At 72.4% G+C, this 22,062-nt stretch carries 22 protein-coding genes; 13 read left to right on the top strand and 9 right to left on the bottom strand.

Features of this window, described 5'->3' with window-relative positions; genetic code table 11:
* Positions 1-14: 14 nt before the first annotated feature.
* From KSO98_RS06175 to pknB, 4 genes are all read right to left on the bottom strand, one after another.
* Complete coding sequence (locus KSO98_RS06175; protein WP_225284195.1) at positions 15-389, bottom strand: hypothetical protein; 375 nt, start codon at positions 387-389, stop codon at positions 15-17.
* An 81-nt stretch (positions 390-470) separates the two neighbouring features.
* A complete protein-coding gene (locus KSO98_RS06180) occupies positions 471-1,364 on the bottom strand; it encodes a DMT family transporter (RefSeq protein ID WP_225284633.1) in 894 nt (297 codons plus the stop codon).
* The gene (locus KSO98_RS06185; protein WP_225284196.1) at positions 1,364-2,251 is read right to left on the bottom strand and encodes a deoxyribonuclease IV; all 888 of its coding nucleotides are present in this window, start codon (positions 2,249-2,251) and stop codon (positions 1,364-1,366) included. Before KSO98_RS06185 ends, KSO98_RS06180 begins: the two co-directional genes overlap by 1 nt.
* A 19-nt stretch (positions 2,252-2,270) precedes the next feature.
* Complete coding sequence (pknB, locus tag KSO98_RS06190; protein WP_225284197.1) at positions 2,271-4,271, bottom strand: Stk1 family PASTA domain-containing Ser/Thr kinase; 2,001 nt, start codon at positions 4,269-4,271, stop codon at positions 2,271-2,273.
* Positions 4,272-4,378: 107 nt separating this feature from the next.
* Here pknB and KSO98_RS06195 point away from each other — a divergent pair, with 107 nt between their 5' ends.
* Genes KSO98_RS06195 through KSO98_RS06205 form a run of 3 tightly spaced genes read left to right on the top strand, consistent with a single transcriptional unit; the run spans position 4,379 to position 5,618 of the window.
* On the top strand, positions 4,379-4,762 hold the full coding sequence (locus tag KSO98_RS06195) for an Rv2175c family DNA-binding protein (RefSeq protein WP_225284198.1): 384 nt from the start codon (positions 4,379-4,381) through the stop codon (positions 4,760-4,762).
* A 14-nt stretch (positions 4,763-4,776) separates the two neighbouring features.
* Positions 4,777-5,217, top strand: coding sequence for a guanyl-specific ribonuclease (locus KSO98_RS06200; protein ID WP_225284199.1), 441 nt, complete (start codon positions 4,777-4,779; stop codon positions 5,215-5,217).
* Positions 5,214-5,618, top strand: a complete 405-nt coding sequence (locus KSO98_RS06205) for a barstar family protein (RefSeq protein WP_225284200.1) — start codon at positions 5,214-5,216, stop codon at positions 5,616-5,618. The genes KSO98_RS06200 and KSO98_RS06205 overlap by 4 nt, the downstream gene beginning before the upstream one ends.
* Positions 5,619-5,646: 28 nt before the next feature.
* Here KSO98_RS06205 and KSO98_RS06210 read toward each other — a convergent pair whose 3' ends face one another.
* Positions 5,647-6,726, bottom strand: coding sequence for a polyprenyl synthetase family protein (locus KSO98_RS06210; protein ID WP_225284201.1), 1,080 nt, complete (start codon positions 6,724-6,726; stop codon positions 5,647-5,649).
* A 39-nt stretch (positions 6,727-6,765) separates the two neighbouring features.
* Between KSO98_RS06210 and metF the strand changes: the two genes are divergently transcribed.
* Complete coding sequence (gene metF / locus KSO98_RS06215) at positions 6,766-7,656, top strand: methylenetetrahydrofolate reductase [NAD(P)H] (RefSeq protein WP_225284203.1); 891 nt, start codon at positions 6,766-6,768, stop codon at positions 7,654-7,656.
* Between the two features lie 33 nt (positions 7,657-7,689).
* On the top strand, positions 7,690-9,006 hold the full coding sequence (locus KSO98_RS06220; RefSeq protein WP_225284205.1) for a phytoene desaturase family protein: 1,317 nt from the start codon (positions 7,690-7,692) through the stop codon (positions 9,004-9,006).
* Between the two features lie 167 nt (positions 9,007-9,173).
* On the opposite strand, the gene KSO98_RS06225 is transcribed toward KSO98_RS06220, so the two are convergent.
* Positions 9,174-9,782, bottom strand: a complete 609-nt coding sequence (locus KSO98_RS06225; RefSeq protein ID WP_225284207.1) for a DUF4126 domain-containing protein — start codon at positions 9,780-9,782, stop codon at positions 9,174-9,176.
* A 68-nt stretch (positions 9,783-9,850) separates the two neighbouring features.
* On the opposite strand from KSO98_RS06225, the gene KSO98_RS06230 reads away from it, so the two are divergent.
* The 3 genes from KSO98_RS06230 (at position 9,851) to KSO98_RS06240 (ending at position 11,615) form a co-directional block, all read left to right on the top strand.
* On the top strand, positions 9,851-10,336 hold the full coding sequence (locus tag KSO98_RS06230; RefSeq protein WP_225284208.1) for a hypothetical protein: 486 nt from the start codon (positions 9,851-9,853) through the stop codon (positions 10,334-10,336).
* A 4-nt stretch (positions 10,337-10,340) separates the two neighbouring features.
* Entirely contained in the window at positions 10,341-11,072 is a 732-nt protein-coding gene (locus KSO98_RS06235) for a class I SAM-dependent methyltransferase (RefSeq protein WP_225284209.1), read from the top strand.
* 96 nt (positions 11,073-11,168) lie between these two features.
* Entirely contained in the window at positions 11,169-11,615 is a 447-nt protein-coding gene (locus KSO98_RS06240) for an SCO2097 family morphological protein (protein ID WP_225284210.1), read from the top strand.
* A gap of 9 nt (positions 11,616-11,624) precedes the next feature.
* Here the strand turns inward: KSO98_RS06240 and KSO98_RS06245 are convergent, their stop codons facing one another.
* The 3 genes from KSO98_RS06245 to KSO98_RS06255 are packed head-to-tail and all read right to left on the bottom strand — an operon-like array spanning position 11,625 to position 16,202.
* Positions 11,625-13,964 (bottom strand): transglutaminase TgpA family protein, encoded by a 2,340-nt coding sequence (locus tag KSO98_RS06245; protein WP_225284211.1) that lies wholly within the window; start codon positions 13,962-13,964, stop codon positions 11,625-11,627.
* Positions 13,964-15,238 (bottom strand): DUF58 domain-containing protein, encoded by a 1,275-nt coding sequence (locus KSO98_RS06250; protein WP_225284212.1) that lies wholly within the window; start codon positions 15,236-15,238, stop codon positions 13,964-13,966. The genes KSO98_RS06245 and KSO98_RS06250 overlap by 1 nt, the downstream gene beginning before the upstream one ends.
* Positions 15,239-15,242: 4 nt before the next feature.
* Positions 15,243-16,202 carry an AAA family ATPase gene (locus KSO98_RS06255; protein WP_225284213.1) on the bottom strand — a complete coding sequence of 320 codons (960 nt, stop codon included), beginning with the start codon at positions 16,200-16,202 and terminating at the stop codon, positions 15,243-15,245.
* 159 nt (positions 16,203-16,361) lie between these two features.
* Here KSO98_RS06255 and mraZ point away from each other — a divergent pair, with 159 nt between their 5' ends.
* From mraZ to KSO98_RS06280, 5 genes are all read left to right on the top strand, one after another.
* Entirely contained in the window at positions 16,362-16,778 is a 417-nt protein-coding gene (mraZ, locus tag KSO98_RS06260; protein WP_225284214.1) for a division/cell wall cluster transcriptional repressor MraZ, read from the top strand.
* 189 nt (positions 16,779-16,967) lie between these two features.
* The gene (gene rsmH, locus KSO98_RS06265) at positions 16,968-17,978 is read left to right on the top strand and encodes a 16S rRNA (cytosine(1402)-N(4))-methyltransferase RsmH (protein ID WP_372457767.1); all 1,011 of its coding nucleotides are present in this window, start codon (positions 16,968-16,970) and stop codon (positions 17,976-17,978) included.
* A complete protein-coding gene (gene ftsL, locus KSO98_RS06270; RefSeq protein WP_225284217.1) occupies positions 17,975-18,442 on the top strand; it encodes a cell division protein FtsL in 468 nt (155 codons plus the stop codon). The genes rsmH and ftsL overlap by 4 nt, the downstream gene beginning before the upstream one ends.
* A 77-nt stretch (positions 18,443-18,519) precedes the next feature.
* Positions 18,520-20,334: a peptidoglycan D,D-transpeptidase FtsI family protein gene (locus KSO98_RS06275; protein WP_225284219.1), complete on the top strand. Its 1,815-nt coding sequence runs from the start codon at positions 18,520-18,522 to the stop codon at positions 20,332-20,334.
* A gap of 41 nt (positions 20,335-20,375) precedes the next feature.
* The gene (locus tag KSO98_RS06280) at positions 20,376-22,025 is read left to right on the top strand and encodes a UDP-N-acetylmuramoyl-L-alanyl-D-glutamate--2,6-diaminopimelate ligase (protein ID WP_225284220.1); all 1,650 of its coding nucleotides are present in this window, start codon (positions 20,376-20,378) and stop codon (positions 22,023-22,025) included.
* Positions 22,026-22,062 lie beyond the last annotated feature (37 nt).

Below are 22,062 nucleotides of genomic sequence, written 5' to 3' on the forward strand. Positions count from 1 at the left end.
CGCCGGGGCGCCTCTCAGTGAAAGAGCAGGACGAAGCCGAGGACCACGATGACGGCCATCGCGACGAGCGCTGCCAGGAGCGTCGTGCGCCAGGTGGAGACCGGCTGGGACTGCGCGGAGGCGACCGCCGACGACATCATCGGGATCGACGGCATCCGGACCCGGGTCGCGTCGTCGAGCGAGTCGGCGATGCGGGGGAGTGCCACCGCGGTCGCGGTGACAGCGCCGCCGACGGCCGCACCCGCGCCGACGCCCACGCGTGTCTCGGCGCCCTGGTCCCACAGCGGGTAGCGGGCGTTGCCCGGGTTCTCATGCCCGCACTTCGCACAGAACCGACCGCGCTCCAGGCCCCGGCCGAGCTCCTTGCCACACCGTCCGCACAACTCCATGGACTGAGCCTCCCCTTCATCGCGCCCCTGAAACCAGAAATCTTTGGCCACTTGTCAGAAAACGTTCGGTGATCGGGGTTGCTACTGGGCGGGGTGGAGGACCTCGGCCTCGACCTTGCGCCGTGGCGCGAGCTCGACCAACAGCATCGCTGCCAGCACCATCAGGCCGCCCAGAAGCATCCGCGCGGTGAGAGACTCGCCGCCGAAGAGGACCGCGAAGAGCGCGGCGAAGACCGGCTCCATCGACATGATCACCGCGGAGCGGGTCGGAGGCAGGTGCGCCTGCGCCCAGACCTGCGCCAGCATCCCGAGCGCGCCGACGATCGCGGCCATGTACGCCATCCGCACCCAGTCGGGGCCGTTGTCGGGCACCGTGATGCCGCCCGGAGCCGCGCCGACCAGGCAGATCACCGAGATCACCGCCAGCTGCACGATCGAGGAGCCCATCGCGCTCTCCGCGGTCGACCAGGCGCCGAGCCCACAGATGTGCAGCGCGTAGAGGAAGGCCGCGATCAGCACGAGCAGCTCGCCGCCGCCGACCTCGAGGCCGCGCAGCGAGAGCACCGCCATGCCGCCGGTGGCGAGCAGGACCGCGATCCAGGCCGCCCCCGGGATCCGCTGGCGCAGCAGGGGAGCGGCGAGCAGCGGCGTCATCACCACGTACAGGCCGGTCACGAAGCCGGCGGTCGAGGCGGGCGTACGGTCCAGGCCGAGCGTCTGCAGGATCTGAGCGAGGCCGTAGATGACCCCCAGCCCCGCGGCCTGCCACAGCTGCGCGCGCGACAGGCGCCGTACGGCCCGGGGCGCGATCAGCGCCAGCACGACCGTGGCGATCGCGAACCGGACGCCGAGGTAGTCGACGACCGGAACGCGCTCGACGAGGTCCTTCGTCATGAAGAACGTCGAGCCCCACCCCATGGTGAGGGCGAGGAGGGCGAGCGCGCCGAGCGTCTCGGTGCGGGTGTCGCGCTGCATCACGCGCCGACCAGCTCCAGGGCCTCGGCACGCAGCTGCTTGAGCAGCGCGATGTCGGGGCTGCCGGGGTCGGTCGAGCCCGGCGTCTCCAGGATGAACGGCACCCCGGCCGTCGCCGGGTGCGCGAACAGCTCGCGGAAGGCGTCGGCGCCGATGTGGCCCTGGCCGATGTTCTCGTGGCGGTCCTTGAAGGCGCCGCGTACGTCCATCGAGTCGTTGGCGTGGATCAGCCGCAGCCGATCTGGGCCTCCGATCTCGACGATGCGCTCCAGCGTGGCGGCGACGCCGCCGGGCTCGTCGAGCGGAGCCCCGGCCGCGAAGACGTGGCAGGTGTCGAGGCAGACGCCGGCCTTGGGATGCAGATCGAGCGCGCCGAGGTAGGCGGTCAGATCGTCGACGCCGGCGCACAGCGAGCGGCCCTGACCGGCGGTCGGCTCCAGAAGCAGCCAGGGGCCGTCCTCGCCGAGCGCGTCGAGCACCGGCATCAGCGCCTCGCGGACCTGCTTCAGCGCCGCGACGTGCTGCGCCTCCGCGTCGCCGTCCGTGCTCACGAACGAGCCGGTGTGCACGACCACGCCCTCGGCGCCGATCTCGGCGGCGCGCATGAGGTTGTGCGCCACCACGGCGGCGGACTTCTCGTATGTCGCCGGCGTGGGGGAGCCGAGGTTCACCAGGTACGGGGCGTGGATGAAGGCGCGGTAGCCACGCGCCTCGATCTCCGTACGGAAGGTCCTGTCCTGGGCCGGGTTGCCGGCCGAGAGCGCCCAGCCCCGCGGGTTGCCGACGAAGATCTGCAGCGTCTCGCAGCCGAGCTCGTCGGCGGTCGCCAGCGCTCCGGCCCGGAGGCCCTTGCCGACGGGGACATGGGAGCCGATCGGGTTGCGCACGAGGTGGGACTTTAACGTCTCAGAAGAGCGAGAGCGTCACTGTCGAGCCCACCTTGACCTTCTCGCCGGAGCCCGGGTCGACGGAGAGGACGTATCCGAGGCCGGCGTAGAAGGTGGAGTTCTTCACCTCGACCTTGAGCCCGAGCGCCTCGAGGGCGGCGCGCGCGTCGTCGACGCCGCTGCCGCGCAGGCCGCCGGGGATCGTGACGAGCGGCGGGCCCTTGGAGATCAGCAGCGAGACGGTGTCGCCCCGGTACAGGGTGCCGGTGCCGGGGAACTGGCTGATGACCCTCCCCTCCTCGACCGTGTCGCTGTAGTCGGAGTCCTTCTTGACGACGAGACCGGCCTTCTCCAGCACCTTCTCGGCCTGCTCGGCGGACTTTCCGACCCAGCTGGCGACCTGGATCGGCTTGCGGCCCTTGCTCACCGTGACGGTGACGGCAGTCCCGGGACGCAGCACGACGCCCGCCTTCGGGCTCGTCGAGATGACCTTCCCCTCGGCGACGGTCTCCGACCAGGCCTTGACCGGCTCGGGGACGTCCATCTTGATGGCCGTCAGGGCGGCCCTGGCCTCGTCGAAGGACTTCCCGGCCTCGTCGGGCACGGGGTACTCCTCGACGCCCTTGGAGACCGTGATGGTGACGGTGCCGCCGTCCAGCACGCGTCCGCCCGGGTCGGGGTCGGAGTCCATCACCCGGCCCTTGGCGACGGTGTCGGAGTAGGCCGGCGGAGCCACCTTCACGTGCAGGCCGGCGGCCTCGAGCTTGCTGACGGCCTGGGCCTGGGTCAGCTGCAGCACGCCGGGTGCGTCGGCGTACCGGCCGAAGCCGAACCACCACGCGCCGGCGCCCACCGCGAGGGCGAGGAGCAGCGCGAGGACGAACGCGACCGGGCCGCGACGCTTGCGACGCGGCTTGGGAGGCTTGGTGCTCACCAGGGCGGTGCCGCCGGAGCGGCCCATGTTCGGGGTGGTCCGGTGCACCTGCTGGGTGCGGTCGCCGAGCGGAGCGCCGGCGCCCCGCCGGACGAGCATCGCCTCGGTGGCCTCGTCGAGGCCGCCCGTACGGACCGGCAGGGCGAGGTCGGCGACCAGCTCCGGGTCGTCGACGATGCCGGCGGCGAGCGCGTGCTGGACGCGGCGCAGCTGGTGCAGCAGCACCCCGGCGTCGGCCGGTCGCAGGGCGCGGTCGCGGGCGGTGGCGCGGGCCACCAGCGCGTCGACGTACGCCGGCAGGCCGGGCACGGCGCGCGACGGCGGAGGCACGTCGGCGTGGACGTGCTTGTAGGCCACCTGGATCGGGGTCTCGCCGGCATGCGGCTTGGTCCCGGTGAGCAGCTCGTAGAGCAGGACGCCGGCGGCGTACACGTCGGCGCGTGCGTCCGCGGTGCCGTCGGTGACCAGCTCGGGCGCGAGGTAGGAGACGGTGCCGATCAGGACCCCGGTGGAGGTGTGCTGGGTCTCGGAGCTGACCGCGCGGGCCAGGCCGAAGTCGGCGACCTTGATCTGGCGTCCGTCGGAGGAGATGAGGACGTTCTCCGGCTTCACGTCGCGGTGCACCAGGCCCGCGCGGTGAGCTGCGGCGAGCGCGCCGAGCACCGGTTCCATCACGGCCAGCGCCTTGCGGGCGGGCATCGGCGCCTCGGCGGTGACGGTGTCGCGCAGGGTGTGGCCCGGGACGTACTCCATCGCCAGGAAGACGATGCCGTCGTCCTCACCCTGGTCGTAGACGGCCACGACGTTGGGGTGGGCCAGACGGGCGGCGGCTCGCGCCTCTCGTACGAAACGCGCGGCGAACGCGCCCTCGTCGCTCCCGTCGTGCCGTCGATCATCGAGCCCGGCGTGCATGATCTTGATCGCGACGGTGCGGTCGAGCCGGTTGTCGTGCGCGGTGTAGACCGACGCCATCCCGCCGCGCGCGATCCGGTCGGTGATCCGGTAGCGGCCGTCCAGGGTGCGACCGATCATCGGGTCCTGGGAGCGCGCCTCGTCGCGCGCCCGACCACGACGGTCTGCCTGCACCGTGAAACCCTCCTGCTGATCCGACCGGGGAAGGAGTCGGAAGCCCCATCGTACGGAGCGGCGAGTGAGTTTCCCGCCACGACACGTGAGGTGACAGAGTGTGGGTCATGTCCGATCAGTTGCCTCTCGCCGATCACAACCTCGCCGAGCTCGTCACCGAGTGGATCGACTGGGCCGAGGCCGGCAAGCTCCTCGGCATCACCCCGGCGACCGTGCGCACGATGGTGCGCGAGCACCAGCTCGCCGCCGCCGTCCCGAACCCGGGGGAGAAGGGCGCCGGCCAGCGTGTGCCCGCCCTCCTCATCCAGGACGGCCTGCCGGTCAAGGGCCTGCCGGGCCTGCTGACGACGATGCACGACAACGGGTACGACGACCGCGAGATCATCGCCTGGCTCTTCATCGACCAGGATCTGCCGGGCCGGCCGATCGACGCGCTGCGCGAGAATCGCGGCTCCGAGGTCAAGCGGCGCGCGCAGGCGCTCGCCTTCTGATCGGGGCCGGGGGGATGCCGATCAGCAGGAGGACGGTCTCCGGCATCGTCGGCGTGATCGTGGTGCTCGTCGGAGCGCTCGTCGGCGTCGACAAGGTCGACGGCGGGTCGGATGCGCCCGCCTCCTCTGCGAGCTCGACGGTCACCGGTGCGGACTCGGCGGGATCATCCACCGACTCGACGTGGATCGACGCGTCGTCGCTGCCTGCTGAGGCGCGCGAGGTGCTGACCGAGATCGACCACGGCGGCCCGTTCGAGTATCCGGGCAAGGACGGCTCGGTCTTCGGCAACTTCGAGGGCCATCTGCCTCACCAGGCGTCGGGCTACTACCACGAGTACACCGTGGACACCCCGGGTGCGAGCACCCGTGGCACCCGCCGGATCATCACGGGCAGGGACGGCGAGCTCTACTGGACCGCCGACCACTACGAGACCTTCCAGCGGATCCGCCGATGAGCGCCGACCACGGGCTCGGGAGCCTGCTCGCGAAGGAGCTTCCGCTCGGGGTCTACCGGCTCCCGGGCCGGTACGACGGCGAGCAGATCGAGCGGATGGCGCTCGACGCCGGCTGGCTCTTCGCCCCGGTCTGGGGCACCGGCACCAAGCAGGGCATGCTGGAGGCGATCGGCGAGGCGCTGGGCTTCGGCGACCACTACGGGCGCAACCTCGACGCGCTCGCCGACTGCCTGCGCGACCTGGTCGCCGACACGCTGCTGCTGTGGGCCGACTGGGCCGGGCTCGCCGAGAACTACCCGGCGGCGATGGCGGGCATCGTGCAGGTGCTCGGCCAGGCCGAGCGGCTCGCGGTCGTGCTCGTGGGGCAGGGCCCCGAGGTCGACGTACCCGCGCTCGCCTAAGCGCCCCGCGCCTGCCTCGCTCGCTCGTCTAGACCGTGCGCTGGGTGGCCGCGTCGGCCAGCCCCCGCAGGACCTCGCGGGCGTACGCGTCGATCGGGGCCGCCTCGAGAGCGACGACGGCCTGATCGGCCAGGTCGGTGATCATCTGCTCGACCTTCGTCGCGGCGCCGGAGTCGGTGATGATCGAGCGCAGGCGATCCACCGCGGCGTCGCTCAGCGGGCGCCCGAGCGAGTGGTCGAGCAGCTCCGCGTCGGAGTCCGAGGCCCCGGCGAGCGCGTGCGCGACCAGGACGGTCCGCTTGCCCTCGACCAGGTCGTCGCCGGCCGGCTTGCCGGTGGCGTCGGGGTCGCCGAAGACGCCCAGGAGGTCGTCGCGCAGCTGGAAGGCCTCGCCCAACGGCAGCCCGAAGGCGCTCAGCGCCTCCAGGTCCCCCTCCGAGGCGCCAGCCAGGGCGGCGCCGATGTGCAGCGGCCGCTCGATGGAGTACTTGGCCGACTTGTAGCGCAGCACCGTCATCGCGGTCTCCACGTCGGCGAACCCGCGCGCCTGCACCGACACGTCCAGGAACTGCCCGGCGATGACCTCCGAGCGGGTGATGTCGAAGAGCCGCAGCGCGGCCAGCACCCGCTCGACCGGGAAGCCCGAGCTGCGCAGCATCTCGTCGGCCCAGGCCTGCAGGAGGTCGCCGAGCAGGATCGCGCCCGCGGCGCCGTACTGCTCCGGCGAGCCGCGCCAGGCCGCCTCGCGGTGCTGGGCCTCCAGGACGCGGTGCGACGACGGCCGCCCGCGCCGGGTGTCGGAGGCATCCATGTAGTCGTCGTGGACCAGCGCGGAGGCGTGCAACAGCTCGAGGGAGGAGCACGCCCGCACCAGTGCGGCCTCGTGCGCGGCGCCATCACCCGCGCCGGGGGCGAACGCGCGGTGTCCCCAGTGGCAGAACGCGGCCCGGAAGCGCTTGCCCCCGGTGACGGAGGCCCGCGCCTGCTCCAGGAGGCGCTCGGCGTCGGAGCCGAGCGGGGCGAGCAGCGCGCCCTGGGCGTCGAGGAAGTCGTCGAGCGCCCCCTGGACGCTGCTGCGGAATCCGTCGGCGTCCCACGTGGTGCTCACGAAGCCACCCTATCGGTGGGGCACTCGTAGAATTCCGGCATGGTCGACCCCATCAGCAACCGCATCGCCGAGCGCCTCCGCACCGGCGAGCGGTCGTTCTCGTTCGAGTTCTTCCCGCCGAAGGACGAGGCGGGCGAGGAGCAGCTGTGGAAGGCGATCGAGGCGCTCGAGCCGTACGCGCCCTCGTTCGTCTCGGTCACCTACGGTGCCGGCGGCTCCAGCCGTGACAACACGATCCGGGTCACCAGCCGCATCGCCCGCGAGACCAGCCTGCTGCCGATGGCGCACCTGACGATCGTCGGGCACACCGTCGAGGAGATCGACGCGGTCCTGGACGAGTACGCCGCCTCCGGGATCGAGAACGTCCTGCTCCTGCGCGGTGACCCGAAGGGCGGCCCGACCCAGGAGTGGACGCCGACGCCCGGCGGTCTGAGCTACGCCGGCGAGCTGGTGGAGCGCGTGGCCGCGCAGCGCGACTTCGGCATCGGCGTGGCCGCCTTCCCCGAGCGGCACCCGGCCTCGCCGTCGATCGAGCACGACGCCGACATCCTGGCCGCCAAGGCCCGGGCGGGCGCCGGCTTCGCCATCACGCAGATGTTCTACCGCTGCGAGGACTACTTCGCGCTGGTCGAGCGCGTCCGCGAGCGGGGCGTCGACATCCCGATCCTGCCGGGCATCATGCCGATCCTGAACCTCGCCGCGATCAAGCGTCAGGGCGAGCTGATCGGCACCTCGGTGCCCGACCACGTGGTCGCTCGGATCGAGAAGCACGGCGACGACGCCGCTGCGGTGCGCGCCGAGGGCATCGCGATCGCCGCCGAGATGTGCGAGGAGCTTCTCGCCGGCGGCGCCCCCGGCCTGCACTTCATCACGCTCAACCGCTCGACCGCGACGCTCGAGATCTTCGATCGCCTCAACGTCCAGGTCTGATCCGGCTGGTGCCCACCCGCTAACGTTCCGCGCGTGGCACGTGTCGTGGTGATCGGTGGCGGGTACGGCGGCATGGCCTCGGCGGCCAGGCTGGCGAAGCTCGGCCACGGGGTGACGCTGCTCGAGGCGGCCGACGAGCTCGGCGGCGCGCTGCGCCCGGTCGAGCAGGACGGGTTCACCTGGGACGGCGGCCCGGCCACCACGCTGCTGCCCGCCGTCATGCGCGACCTGTTCCGCAAGTCCGGGCGGCCGCTGGAGCGCGAACTCGAGCTGGAGCCGCTCGAGGTGATCCGCGAGCACCGCTTCGAGGACCGCACCCGGCTGCTGATGCCGGCCTCGCGCGCCGGCCAGATCGCGGCGTTCGACGATCTCGGCAAGGGCTTCGGTCGGCAGTGGACCGACTTCGTCGACGGCTTCGCCGAGGACTGGGAGGTCCTGCGCCAGCACTACTTCGAGGTCCCCTGGACGCCCGGCGCGCTCCCGCCCGAGGTGGCCGCGCGCCTCGACTCGCGCGAGACGCTGGCCAAGCGGATCCGCCGCTCCTTCCGCGACAAGCGGCTGCGGATGGTGGCCGGCTTCCCGCTCGAGGCCGAGGGCCACAACCCCCGCGACGTCCCCGCCTGGGCCGGGCTCGTGCACTACCTGGAGCAGCGCTTCGGGGTCTGGACGTTCCCCGGCGGCATGCACCAGCTGGCCGGCCTGATGGCGGCCCGCCTCGCGACCCGCAAGGTGGAGGTGCTCACCGCCACCACGGTGACCGACGTGATGCTGCGCGACGGCCGGGTCGCCGCAGTCGCGTTCAGCGGGCCGGACGGCGACTCGCAGATCGGGACCGAGTACGTGGTCAGCGCCGTCGACCCGCGTCGTCTGCCGGTCACCGAGCGCTACGCGGACAAGACCCTGCCGGCGATGCCGCCGCAGATCTTCCACCTCGGCCTCGAGGAGGCCCCGACGCTGCCCGCGCCCGAGATCGTGCTGCACGGCGACCCGTACATGGTGGTCCGTGCCGCCGGGAACGCCTGGACGGTGCACGTGCGCGGCCGACTGCTGGAGGACGTCACCATCGCGCTCGCACGCCACCGGCTCGACGTGCGCCAGCAGGTCGTCACCCGGGTCGACCTCGGCCCGCGCGAGCTCGTGGGCCAGTGGGGCGGATCGCCCCACGGGATGCTCTGGATGGGCCGTAACACCGTCCACCAGCGCCTCGGCCCCACCACACCCGTCCCGGGCCTCTACGCCGCCGGCGCCCACGCCACCCCCGGCGCGGGCCTGCCCTTCGTCGGGCTCTCCGCCGCACTGGTCGCCCAGGCGATCACCACCGACACCGGCGGGGGTGACCTCCGCGCCTGACGCGCCGACCCTGCCGCTGCGTCCACTGAAGTCGCTCGCCGGCAACGTCGCCGCGCTCAGCCAACCGCACCCAACGCCACGTCGGTGTACCGAGCGGCGTCCTCGGCCGGGGACAGAGTCCCGCCGTGCACGTCGATGACCGGTTCGGACGCCCGATCGCCGCCGGACTATCCGGTCCGCTGCCACTTGAACAGCGGCTCGACGCCCTCCTTGGCCTTCCAGCGCCGCCAGCCGCGCCGGATCAGCCTCGCGAGGAGGTAGACGACCACCAGCCCGACGATCAGCAGGACGCCCGCGATGAGCGCGGCGAGGTGCGGGTGCGCGACCGCCAGCGAGACCACGCCGAGCACGAGGCCGTCCTCGCCGAGGCTCAACCCGATGTTGGTGAACGGCTCGGGGGAGGCGTTGACCGCGAGCCGGCTGCCCGCCTTGACGGTGTGTGAGGCCAGCGCCGAGCCGCCGCCGACCACGCCCATCACGGCCTGGTCCAGGGAGGTCGCGTCCCCGGCGAGCAGGACGCCGATGGTCGCGCCGATGATCGGGCGGATGACGGTGGAGACAGCGTCCCAGGCCGAGTCGACGTACGGGATCTTGTCGCCGACGAACTCGATCACATAGAGCAGCGCCGCCACGATCAGCACCGGCCACGAGCCGAGCACGTCGGGGATGCGGTCGGTGTCGTCGACGCGGTCCGCGATGCCGAGGATCAGCACGACGAGGTACGAGTTGAGGCCGCTGCCCCAGCCGGACGAGAACGCCAGCGCGAGATTCTCCACGCGCCGATCCTGCGCTCTACGGGCCCGGCAGTCCACCGTCTGTGGTGGCGTCGGGCAGAATGAGGCCCGTGGTGGACGAGAGACCGATCGAGCTGACGTACGCACTGCGGGCCCTGCTCGCTCTGGTCGTGGCCGGCGGGATCACGGTGCTCTTCGTGGTGCTCTTCCGCGACTCCCTGGTCGAGGCGTGGGCGCGGGGCAACCCCGCGACGAAGGAGCTCCTCGAGACCGGCGGCCTGGACGCGGTCCGCGCCGGCACCGTCAAGCCGCCGCACTTCATCGCCCCGGCGCTCACGCTCTACGTCGTCATGCTCGGCCTGCTGTGGGTGCTCTCGAACTTCCTGCGCAACGGCTTCGAGTGGGGGCGCCTCGGCATCACGGTGCTGCTGCTCGGCTCCGCGACCGCCAGCATCGGCGCGATCCTCACCGCCCCGCCGATGCTCTTCGTGATCTGCACCGCCGTCGCCATCGTGATCGGCGTCAGCGCACTGACCCTGATGTGGCTCCCGCCCGTCACGCAGTACATCCACCCGCGCACGACGACGGAGGACTGACCTGATGAGCGGTGCACCGATGAGCAGCCCCAGCGAACGCCGTGCCACCGCGCGCGACACCATCGTGTGGGAGGCGCTCCAGTCACACCTCCAGGGCGGCCCGCTCGACGTCGTCGACATCGGCGGCGGCACCGGCGGATTCGCCGTCCGCGTCGCCGGACTCGGCCACCGCGTCACCGTCATCGATCCCAGCCCCGACGCGCTCGCCGCCCTCGACCGCCGTGCCCGCGAGGAGGGGGTCGCCGTCACCGCCCAGCAGGGCGACCTCTCCGACCTGCTCGGACGGGTCGGCCCCGGGGGCGCGGACGTGGTGCTGTGTCACGGCGTCCTCGAGCACGTCGACGACCTCTCGGACGCGATGACCACCCTGCACGACGTGCTGCGACCGGGCGGCGTGCTCAGCCTGATGGTCGCCCAACGCACCGCGGCCGTGGTCGCCCGCGCCATGGCCGGCCACTTCGCCCAGGCGCTGGCGATGCTCGACGACACCGGCCCGACCGGTCGTACGGGGCGCCGCTTCACCGCCGGCGAGGCGACCGTCGCCGCGGTGGGGGCCGACTTCGAGGTGCTGGCCGTCCACGGCGTACGCGTCTTCGCCGACCTCGTGCCCGGCTCGCTCCTCGACCTCGAGCCCGGCTCCACGGCGGCGCTCGTCGAGCTGGAGCGGGCGGTCTCGACGCGCGCGGAGTTCCTGCCGCTCGCCTCGCAGCTGCACCTGTTGGCCGTCCGAGCATGAACTGACGCGTCGCAGGTCACAGAAAATCGGTTGGTCCGCTACCGCGCCTGCCGATGCCTGCCTAGACTTGTCCATACCCCAACGTAGGAGGTTCCGGTGCCACTGTCGGAAGAGGAGCTGCGACTGCTCGAGCAGATGGAGCGCGCCCTTTCGGCCGAGGACCCGAAGTTCGCCTCCACCCTGCGCGGCCACTCACTGAAGCGGGCGGCCCAGCTCCGGGCGGCCCTCGCGGCGACCGCCTTCGTGGTCGGCGTCGCGCTGTTGATGGCTGGTGTCATCACCAGCCTCTGGGCGCTCGGGATCGTCGGCTTCCTGGTCATGCTCGGCGCCGCGTTCGTCGGCCTGTCCGCGATGCGCGGCCGTCCGCTGACGGTCCACAGCGCGTCGCGCATCTCGCCGAACCACCCGGCCGGCAGCCGAGCCTCGCACGGCTTCACCGTCCACGACGGGGGTCGCCGCAACCGTCCCGCCCGCAGCAGCGGCACCTTCATGCAGAAGGTCGAGGAGCGCTGGCGGCGCCGCAAGGGCGGCTACGGCTGGTAGCCAGCCCGCTCAGCCCACCCGGTCGAGGTCGACCGCTGACTCCATCGCGCCCGCCCGGCGACCGAGCACCGAGCGCGGCCACCACGCCGCGCGGCGGGCCGAGAGCGGCGTATCGCCCTCCTCCAGGCCTGCGATGACAGCGCGCACGACCTGAGGATCGAGCGGCTCGCTGCTCGACGCGTATCGCTCCCGCTCGACGGCGTCGACGAGCCGGTCGAGTGCCGCCCGGCCGGCGTCGGAGCCGACGTAGCCCTCCACGAGCGGGCGGGTGTCGCGCGGTGAGAGGCCCCCGGACCACGGCACCCCGAGGTCGATGGCGGTGTCGCGCAGCTCGGCCCAGCCGTCCTCGGCGCGGATCGGGTCGGCCCCGATCCCGAGGCGCAGGGTGCGGCGACGACGGCGCACGACGCCGGGCAACGCGAGCGCGAGCGCGAGCAGACCCAGCACCAGCACGCCGGCCAGCCACCAGCCGAGGTGGTGGTGCGTGCGAGCGCCGGTGGTGAGGTGGCTGGCGCCCGGGTCCGCAGCGACACTGGGCGCCGCGGTCGGCTTCGCCGAGGCGCTGGCCGACGCGGACGCGCTCGGTCCGGTGGTCGGGTCGGCGGCGGGGCCCGGGTCGTGGGCGTACGACGGCACCGTGGTGCCGGCCGCTGCCGGTGTCGGCTCGAAGCGGACCCACCCGGCGCCGGCGAAGTAGAGCTCCGGCCAGGCGTGCATGTCGTGGCTGGAGAAGAGGTAGCTGCCGTCGGGCTCCTGATCGGGGTTGAGGAAGCCGACCGCGACGCGGGAGGGGATGCCCAGGGTGCGCGCCATCGCCGCCATCGCCGCCGAGTACTGCTGGCAGTAGCCGGCGCGCCCGGACGGGTTGAGGAAGGTCGCCAGGTCGGTGCCGCCGGAGCCGAGGGTGACCTCGGTGGAGTAGGTGAAGTTCCCGGTGCGGCGGAACCAGGTCTGCAGCGCGACCGCCTTCTCGAGCGGCGTCGCGGCGTCGCGGGTGACCTCGTGCGCGAGCTGGGCGACGATCGGCGGCAGGTCGGCGGGCACCGACGTGTAGAGCGCCGAGACCAGGCCGTTCCCCGCGCTCATGCCGTTCAGCGCGGCCGCGGTCAGGTCGATCCTGACGCGGTCCGCGGTGTAGCTCAGCCCGGCGGTGGTCAGGCGCTTGTCGGCGGCGATGAAGTCGTCGGTGGAGGCGTCGTAGCGCCAGTCGCCGTCCGCGTGGATCTCGTTGATCGGCGCGGGCGTGGGCAGCCACCGGGAGGCGAACGCGTCGGTGATCGAGATCCGGTACGGCGTCTGCGCGAAGGTCTGTGAGGTCGGCAGCCCGGCGATCGGGATGTGCCCGTCGGCGACCTGGCCCTCCGGGATGCTGCGATCGCCGGCCGTCCACTGGGTGGAGCTGAAGCGGGTCAGCACCGCGATCCGCAGATAGCTCGGATCCGTGTCCTCGGTGCGCACGTGGATCAGCGGCACGTCGCGGCCCTGCACGAGGTTCTGCCGGACGTCGATCATCGGGTTGGTGACGCTCACCTTGCCGTTGCCGCCGCCGTTGCCGCCCCAGCCGCTGAAGTCGGCCTTCGTCGAGGGCAGCGCCAACGGTACGAGCAGCGCCAGCACCGTCGCGACGGCGCCGATCGCGGCCGTGACGCCCCAGGCGCGCAGGTGCGGGCGCGATCCGTCGGGCTTCGAGCGCGACGCGTCGCCGTCGGGGGAGTCCACCTCACGGCCCCAGCGGCTCAATCGGTCGTCCTCGGCGAGGACCACCTGGGCGAGCCAGCCGAGCGCGACCAGGGCGAACAGGCCCGGGGCGACGCCGCGGCGGCCCGCGCCGGTCACGTCGGGGTCGCTGCCCATCACGCTGATCGGGACCGCGACCACCGCGAGCAGGACCAGGCCGGCGATCGCCGGGAGGCGGACCGTACGGGCGAGCAGGTCGGCGAGCACGAACGCCACGGCGGCACCGCAGAGCACCAGCGGGAGCACGCCTCCGACCACCGGTACGGGCGGGGAGAAGTGCAGGATCGCGTTGCCGGCGGCGACGAAGGCGTCCTCGAGACGCATCCGCGGGGCGTACGGCAGCGGGACCGGCGTGCCGGCGATCCGGATGGAGACGACCGACCAGGCCGCGGCCATCTGGAGCAGGATTGTCAGCACCCGCAACGAGGGCCAGGCCGAGGGCGCCGCGATCCGCAGCGCGGCGCCGATCCCAGCGACCACGGCGCCGGTGAGCACGATCGTCCCGGTCGCGTGGGAGAGGCCGTCGGCGATCCGGCTCCAGGTGGCGATCGCCAGCAGGACCGTCGCCGCGGTCAGGGCGGTGAGCAGGAGCTCGCGGGCGGCGCGCACCATCAGCTCACTCCGGTGGCGGTGGTCGTGGAGCCGCTGGCGGGCAGGCCCGCGGCGAGCTGGCGCCATGCGCTCTCGAGCCGGTCGCCCGAGCGCAGCAGGGTGGTCCGCCAGCCCTGCGTGCCGAGCAGCGCGGCCCCGTCGATCGGGGTCGCGGTCTGACCCGGCCCGGCCAGACCCCAGGTGTCGACGTCGAGCAGCAGGGCGAGCGCGGCGGGGGACTGCTGACGCATCCGGCGCAGGGCCGGGGCCTCGGTGCCGTCCATGCCGCCGAGCACGGCGACGAGCAGGCCGCCCACGCCAGGGCCGTCGAGCCAGTCGATCTCGAGCCCGAGTGCCGGCACCGTCCCGATCATGGCGAGCGCCTCGAGCAGGGTCGCGCGGCTCGGGACGTCGAGCGACGAGCGCTGCCACGCGGTCAGGTCGCGCCCATCGGTGGTGACCAGCCGGACGGCGTATCCGCGCTCGGAGAGGTGGAGTGCGACCGAGGCGGCCGCGCTGACCGCTGTCTCGAACGAGGCCGACGAGCCGCCGCCGCGATGCGCGCCGAACCGGTTGTCGAGCACGACGGTCGCGCGTGCCTGCCAGTGCTGCTCCTCGCGGCGCACCATCAGCTCACCGACGCGCGCCGAGCTGCGCCAGTGCACCCGGCGCAGGTCGTCGCCGCGGCGGTACTCGCGCACGGTGACGTCCTCGGCGCTCGCGCCGGCGAAGGCGCGCGGCCGGTTGTCGCCGGAGCCGCTGCGCGCGGTCGTGAGGGTGATGGGGTCGAGCGGCACGGTGCGCGGCGTGACGATGAGGGGAGCGGTGGAGGAGAACGTACGACCGACCCGGACCAGGCCGAAGGGGTCGCCCACGTGGGCGGTCATCGGTCCGAGCTCGAAGCGGCCCCGCACCTCGGCGCGGACCTGGTAGTCGAGCTCGCGCGTGCGGCGCAGCCGGCGCACCACGAAGCGGGGCTGCGCCCCGAGCGCGAACGGCACCGACTCCTCGAGCAGCAGCGGCGCGGCGGGCAGGCCGCCGGAGTTGCTGATGGTCACCCGGACCTTGGCCGGCTGACCGGCGGCGACCACGCCGGGGGCGACCACGCGCTGCAACCCGAGCCGGTAGCGGCTGCGGGCCACGACGGCCACGACCAGCAACGGCAGCGCGATCAGCAGGACGCCGATGCGGGTGAGCCCGGGCTGGCCGAGCACGATCGCGCAGACCGTGGCGGTGATGCCGGCGGCCAGGAACGCCCGGCCCCGGACGGTGAGTCCTCGCAGCGCCTCGCGCATGGCGTCAGGCCGACGGCACGGGTACGGCGGAGACCAGGCTGCGCAGCACCTCGGTGACCTGGCGACCGGCCAGGGCGGCCTCCGCGCTGGGCAGCAGCCGGTGCGCGAGCACGGTCGCGGCGAGCGCGGTGATGTCGTCGGGCAGCACGAAGTCGCGGCCCTGGAGAGCCGCCGAGGCCTTGGCGGCACGGATCAGGTGGAGGGTCGCGCGCGGCGAGGCGCCGAGGGAGAGCTCGCCACTGGCGCGGGTGGCGGCGACGATGCCCACGGCGTACCGCTGGATCGGCTCGGCGACGTGGATCTGGTTGACGATGCCGATCAGCTTGCGGATCTCCGCGGCGTCGGTCACCGGCTCGAGGTCGTCGAGGGGGTTGGCGCCCGCGTGGTTGGCGATCATCGCCATCTCGGCGGCGGCCGGCGGGTAGCCGATCGAGACGCGCGCCATGAAGCGGTCGCGCTGGGCCTCGGGCAGGACGTACGTGCCCTCCATCTCGATCGGGTTCTGCGTCGCGATGACGAGGAACGGCGCCTCGAGCTGGTACGTCATCGCGTCGACGGTGACCTGATGCTCCTCCATGCACTCCAGGAGCGCCGACTGGGTCTTGGGGGAGGCCCGGTTGATCTCGTCGCCGATCACGATGTTGGCGAAGACGCCGCCGGGGCGGAACTCGAACTCCCGGGTGTTCTGGTTGAAGATCGACACCCCCGTCACGTCCGAGGGCAGCAGGTCCGGCGTGAACTGGATCCGGCGCACGGTGCCGTCGATGGATCGCGCCAGCGCCTTGGCGAGCTGGGTCTTGCCCACCCCCGGCACGTCCTCGATCAGCAGGTGGCCCTCCGCGAGGAGCACCACGAGGGTCGAGTGGACGACGTCGGACTTGCCCTCGATGACGCGCTCCACATTGGCGCGGATGCGGTCCGCCACGCGGGCCACGGTCTCGAGATCGGCGCTGCTCGTACTCACGGCGCCCACCGTACGACCTCCACGGTCGGGGTGTCTGTGCGAATCCGGGAGAGAGGGGGAGCGAAACGGGTCGAAAGTGGTTGACGGTGGGGGGAAGTGGAGTACTGTGGGGCGAAGTGGAGGGATAAGCCACGGAAGTGGAGGGGCGCCATGTTCTTCATGGGGACTTTCACTCCCAAGCTCGACGACAAAGGGCGGCTGATCCTTCCGGCCAAGTTCAGGGAGCGGCTGGAGGACGGCGTGGTGGTGACACGAGGTCAGGAGAAGTGCCTGGTCGTGTGGCCCGACGACGTGTTCGCGGCCGAGGCCGCCCGGGTGATGGCGCAGCCGAGGGAGATGCGGGGGACGCGCGACGTCACCCGCTCCTTCTTCGCCGGCGCTGACCAGGTGGTCCCGGACAAGCAGGGGCGGATCGCGATCCAGCCGCTGCTCCGGGCCTACGCGGGTCTCGAGAAGGACGTCGCCGTGATCGGCGTGGGCGACCGGATCGAGATCTGGGACCAGGCCAAGTGGCTGGCCTACGACGAGGAGACCGCGGAGAAGTTCTCCGACCTCGACGCGGCACCCCAGCCCTAGGAAACAACGAACAGAACAGCGGATCCGCAGGACGAGTTCTCAGTCCCGCTCTCTCCGATGTCCCTGGAGCACTTCCCCGGTTCCAGACACGGCATCCCAAGGGCCATCCACACCGGCCCGGGAGCGGGCATGAGAACTGGCTCTGCGGGTCCGCCTTTTCCAGCGCGTACGACCACGCGAGACGTAGAGATGAGGTGGAGCGAAGTGGAGCAGCAGCACGTACCCGTGATGCTCGACCGCATCGTGGCGCTCCTCTCGCCCGCCCTCGCCCACGGCACCCCCGAGGCCCCCGCCGTCCTGATCGACGGCACCACCGGCCACGGCGGCCACACCGAGGCGGTCCTGGGCCGGATCCCGGGCGTGCGGGTGATCGGCATCGACCGCGACACCTCCGCCCTGAGCCTCGCCGGCGCCCGGCTCGAGCGCTTCGGCGACCGGTGGACCGGCGTGCACGCCAACTACGACGAGATGGAGGACGTCGTCGCCGACCAGGGCCTCCCGCACGTCGACGCCGTCCTGCTCGACCTCGGCGTCTCCTCGATGCAGCTCGACCAGCGCGAGCGCGGCTTCGCCTACTCCGAGGACGCACCGCTCGACATGCGGATGGACGCCAGTCGCGGCATCACGGCCGCCGACGTCCTCAACACCTACTCCGCCGGTGAGCTCACCCGCGTGCTGCGCGAGTACGGCGAGGAGAAGTTCGCCTCCAAGATCGCCCGCGCGATCGTGCGCCGCCGCGAGAGCGAGCCGTGGACCAACAGCGGCGCCCTGGTGGAGCTGCTCTACGCCGAGATCCCCGCGCCCGCCCGTCGTACGGGGGGCCACCCGGGCAAGCGGACCTTCCAGGCGCTGCGGATGGAGGTCAACGACGAGCTCGGCGGCCTCAAGCGGGCCTTGCCGGCCTCGCTCGACGTCATCGGCATCGGCGGCCGGGTGGTCGTCGAGTCCTATCACTCCCTCGAGGACCGGCTGGTCAAGCAGGCGTTCACCGCCGCGACCAGGCTCGACGTCCCGCCGGACATGCCCTTCATCCCGGAGGGGATGGAGCCCGACTTCAAGCTCGTCACCCGCGGCGCCGAACAGGCCTCGCCGGTGGAGATCGAGCAGAACCCGCGCGCGGCGTCGGTGCGCCTGCGCGCCATCGAGCGCGTCAGCAACAAGAGCAGCAGTCAGTCAAGGTCCACGGGGGGACAACGATGAGCAACACCGCAGCAGCAGCAGCAGCAGTCCGGTCCGTACGCCGGATCGCCTCGTGGACCGATCCCGCCGCGCTGCAGCGCGCCCGGCTCACCGTGGTGCCGCGCACCCGCCGGACCGCGCCGCGGCTGCCGTTCATCGCGCTGATCACCACCCTGCTGCTCGGCGGGGTGATCGGGCTCCTCATGTTCAACACCTCGATGCAGCAGGCCGCGTTCGTGGAGAACCGGCTCCGCGTCCAGGCCGACAACCTGGCCGCGCGCCAGCAGGCGCTGGAGTCCGACCTGCAGCGGCTCAACGACCCCGAGACCATCGCGGTCAAGGCCCAGGCCCACGGGATGGTCATGCCGGGCAGCCCGGCCGTGCTCAACATCGCGACCGGCAAGATCGCCGGGGTGCCTATGCCGGCCACCCCCGCCAACAACGTGCAGCTGTGGGCCACGCACCGTCGTCCGACAGCCCGCTGACGCGACACGCGCCCGCGCTCCCCGGACGGGCCTGTCCGGCAGGGTAGACAAGTGCTGATCGGCAAGACCTGCAACAGATGAGAGACCCAGTGCGCCCCAACGAGCAGAGCCGTGGCTCGCGTCGCGGCTCGCCGCACCTGCGGTTGAAGGTCGGCTTCCTGCTGATGGCGATCGTGCTCTCGTTCTTCGCCGCCCGGCTGGTCCAGCTGCAGGGGTTCGACCCGCACTCGTACGCGCAGGCGGCCGAGAAGGAGAACCTCCACACCCAGGTGCTGCCCGCCCAGCGCGGCCGGATCCTGGACCGCAACGGCGAGCCGCTCGCGGACTCCGCCGACGGGCTGATGATCACCGCGGCGCCCTCCATCACCGCGGAGAAGGCGCCCGAGCTGGCCACCCTGCTGGCCACCAAGCTCGACCTCGACTACAGCACCGTGCTGGCCGCGCTCACCGGCCGCAGCCGCGGCAGCACCGCGCTCTTCGCCTACGTGGCGCGCAAGGTCCCGGCGGCGAAGGCCACCGAGGCCGTCGACGACGCCCGCGCGCAGGGGTTCAAGGGTCTCTACCTCGACGACGACCCGATCCGGGAGTACCCCGCCGGGGACGTCGCGGCCAACATCGTCGGCTTCCTCGGCACCGACGGACCGCTCGCCGGTCTGGAGAAGTCGCTCAACGGCGAGCTCGCCGGCAAGGACGGCAAGACCACGTACGAGGTCGCCAGCCAGGGCACGCGCATCCCGCTGGGGGACTCCACCACCGTCGAGCCGGTCAACGGCACCGACGTCCGCACCACCATCGACGGCGAGCTGCAGTACTACGCCCAGCGGGTGCTGCGGCAGGCCGACGAGCAGTGGGACGCGCTCAACGGGATGGCGGTCGTCCAGGACGTGAAGACCGGCGAGATCCTCGCGCTCGCCGACGACCCGACCTTCGACGCCTCCAACCCGGGTGCGTCCCCCAAGGCCGACCGTGGCGCCCGCTCGCTGAGCGAGGTCTACGAGCCGGGCTCGGTGGAGAAGGTCCTCACGCTCTCGTCGTTGATCGACGCCGGCAAGGTCACCGACCGCACCCAGCTCGTCGTGCCGGGCGAGCTGCACCGTCAGGACCGGGTCATCCACGACTGGTTCAGCCACGGCACCCTGCACCTGACCCTCGCCGGGGTGGTCGCGCAGTCCTCCAACATCGGCACCGTGCTGGCCGCCGACAAGTTCGGCAACGGCCAGCTGCGCCAGTACCTCGACCGGTTCGGGCTCGGGCGGCGCACCAACGTCGGCCTGGCCGGCGAGTCGCCGGGCATCCTGCCGAGCACCGCGCAGTGGAACCACCAGATCCAGGACCGCGTCGACTTCGGACAGTCGGTCTCGGTCAACGCCCTGCAGATGGCCAGCGCGGTCAACACCGTGGCCAACGGCGGCGTCCGGATCGACCCGAGCCTGATCCTGGGCCACGCCACCACCGACTCCGGTCAGGTCGTCGGCACCGACGAGGCCACCAGCCGGCGCGTGGTCAGCGAGCAGGCCGCGACCCAGATGATGAAGATGATGGAGCGCGTCCCCGACCCGCGTACCGGCGTCGCGCCGCAGACCCAGATCGCCGGCTACCGGGTGGCGGGCAAGACCGGTACGGCCCAGCGCGCCGTCGACGGCCGCTACGACGGCAGCCTCACCGTCTCGTACGCGGGCTTCGCCCCGGCCGACAACCCACGCTTCACCGTGTACGTCGTGATCAACGACCCGCGCGCCGGGCACGCCGGCGGTGGCTCGACGGCCGGTCCGGTGTGGCAGAAGATCATGAGCTTCGCGCTGCGTCGCTACGGGGTGGCGCCGACCGGTGCGAAGGCCTCCGACCTGCCGACGATGTGGGGCAAGGGCGTCGACCCGCACGGCCGACCGTGAGCAGCGATCGGGCGCCCGAAGGGCGCTAGCCTGTGCGCACCATGAGCACCTCCGACCGCGAGTGGCGCGAGCGCCAGCGTCAGATCGCCACCACCCGTCCGCAGCGTCCCCAGCGGACCCGGCTGGGCGCCCTCGCCGCCGAGGTCATCGCCGAGACCGGTGCTCCCGCGATGGCACTCGCCGGCGACCCGGACACCGAGATCAGCGGGCTCTCGCTGAGCTCGCAGCGGATCCTGGACGGCGACCTGTACGCCGCGCTGCCCGGCAGCCGGGTGCACGGCATCGAGTACGTCGAGAACGCGGTCGAGGAGGGTGCCGTCGCGATCCTTACCGATCAACAGGGCATCGACATGGTGCGGCCCAACTCCGCGATCCTGAGCGGGATCCCCGTGCTGGTCGCCGCTGAGCCGCGGGCCCTGCTCGGCCGCCTGGCCGCCCGGATCTACGGCGACCCCGCGACCTCGATGCGGATGATCGGCGTCACCGGCACCCAGGGCAAGACGACCACGACCCGGCTGATCTCCGGTGGCCTCGACGCGGCCGAGGTCAAGGCGGGCGTGATCGGCACGGTCGGCACCCGGGTCGCGGGTCGCGACATCCAGACGGCGCTCACCACGCCCGAGGCGCCGGACCTGCACGCCCTCTTCGCGGTGATGCGCGAGTCCGGCGTGGAGGCCTGCGCCATGGAGGTCTCCAGCCATGCGCTGGTGATGGGGCGCGTCGACGGTGTCGTGTACGACGTCGCGGTCTTCCTCAACCTGGGTCGCGACCACCTCGACTTCCACGCCGACGTGGAGGACTACTACCGCGCCAAGGCGTCCCTCTTCACTCCCGAGCGCGCCCGACTGGCGATCATCTCGATCGACGACGAGCACGGCCGCCGGCTGGCGAAGGAGACCACGATCCCGGTCCGCACCTTCTCCATCCAGGGCCGATCGCTGCTCGGCCCGAAGGCCGACTGGCGCGCCCGAAACATCCACCTCGAGGCGGACGGCTCCACCTTCACCGCGGTCGGCCCCAGCGGCCGCTGGGACGTCCGGGTCCCGCTGGCGGGCGACTTCAACGTCAGCAACGCGCTCGCCGCCGTCGCGGCGGTCGCCGAGGCTGGGCTCGACGTCGACGCGTACGTCGCGGGCCTCGCCGCCTCCGGCGGCGTGCCCGGCCGGCTCGAGCGGATCGACGAGGGCCAGGACTTCACCGTCGTCGTCGACTACGCCCACAAGCCCGACGCGGTCGAGGCCGCGGTCCGTACGCTGCGCCCGCTCACCTCCGGCCGGGTCATCACCGTCCTGGGTGCGGGCGGCGATCGCGACAGCGGCAAGCGCCCGATCATGGGCGAGATCGCCGCGCGCCTGTCCGACATCCTGGTCGTGACCGACGACAACCCGCGCAGCGAGGAGCCGGGCCCGATCCGGGCGGCGATCCTCGAGGGCGCCCGCGACGGTCGCGCTGAGCTGCGGGAGATCGGGGATCGCCGCGAGGCGATCATCGACGCGATCTGCGAGGCCCGTACGGGCGACATCGTGCTGATCGCCGGAAAGGGCCACGAGACCGGCCAGACGGTGGGGGAGCGCACCCATCCGTTCGACGACCGCGAGGTCGCGCGCGAGGTGCTGCGAGCCCGGCTCGCGGAGGAGGGCGCCGAGTCTGACGCCGGCGACGAGAGCAGTCTCACAACCGATGACGACTGACGGCGGGGCATCGCGCCAAGCGCCGGTCGCGTGGTGA

The sequence above is a fragment of the Nocardioides nematodiphilus genome, assembly GCF_020216525.1.
GTDB lineage: Bacteria > Actinomycetota > Actinomycetes > Propionibacteriales > Nocardioidaceae > Nocardioides > Nocardioides nematodiphilus.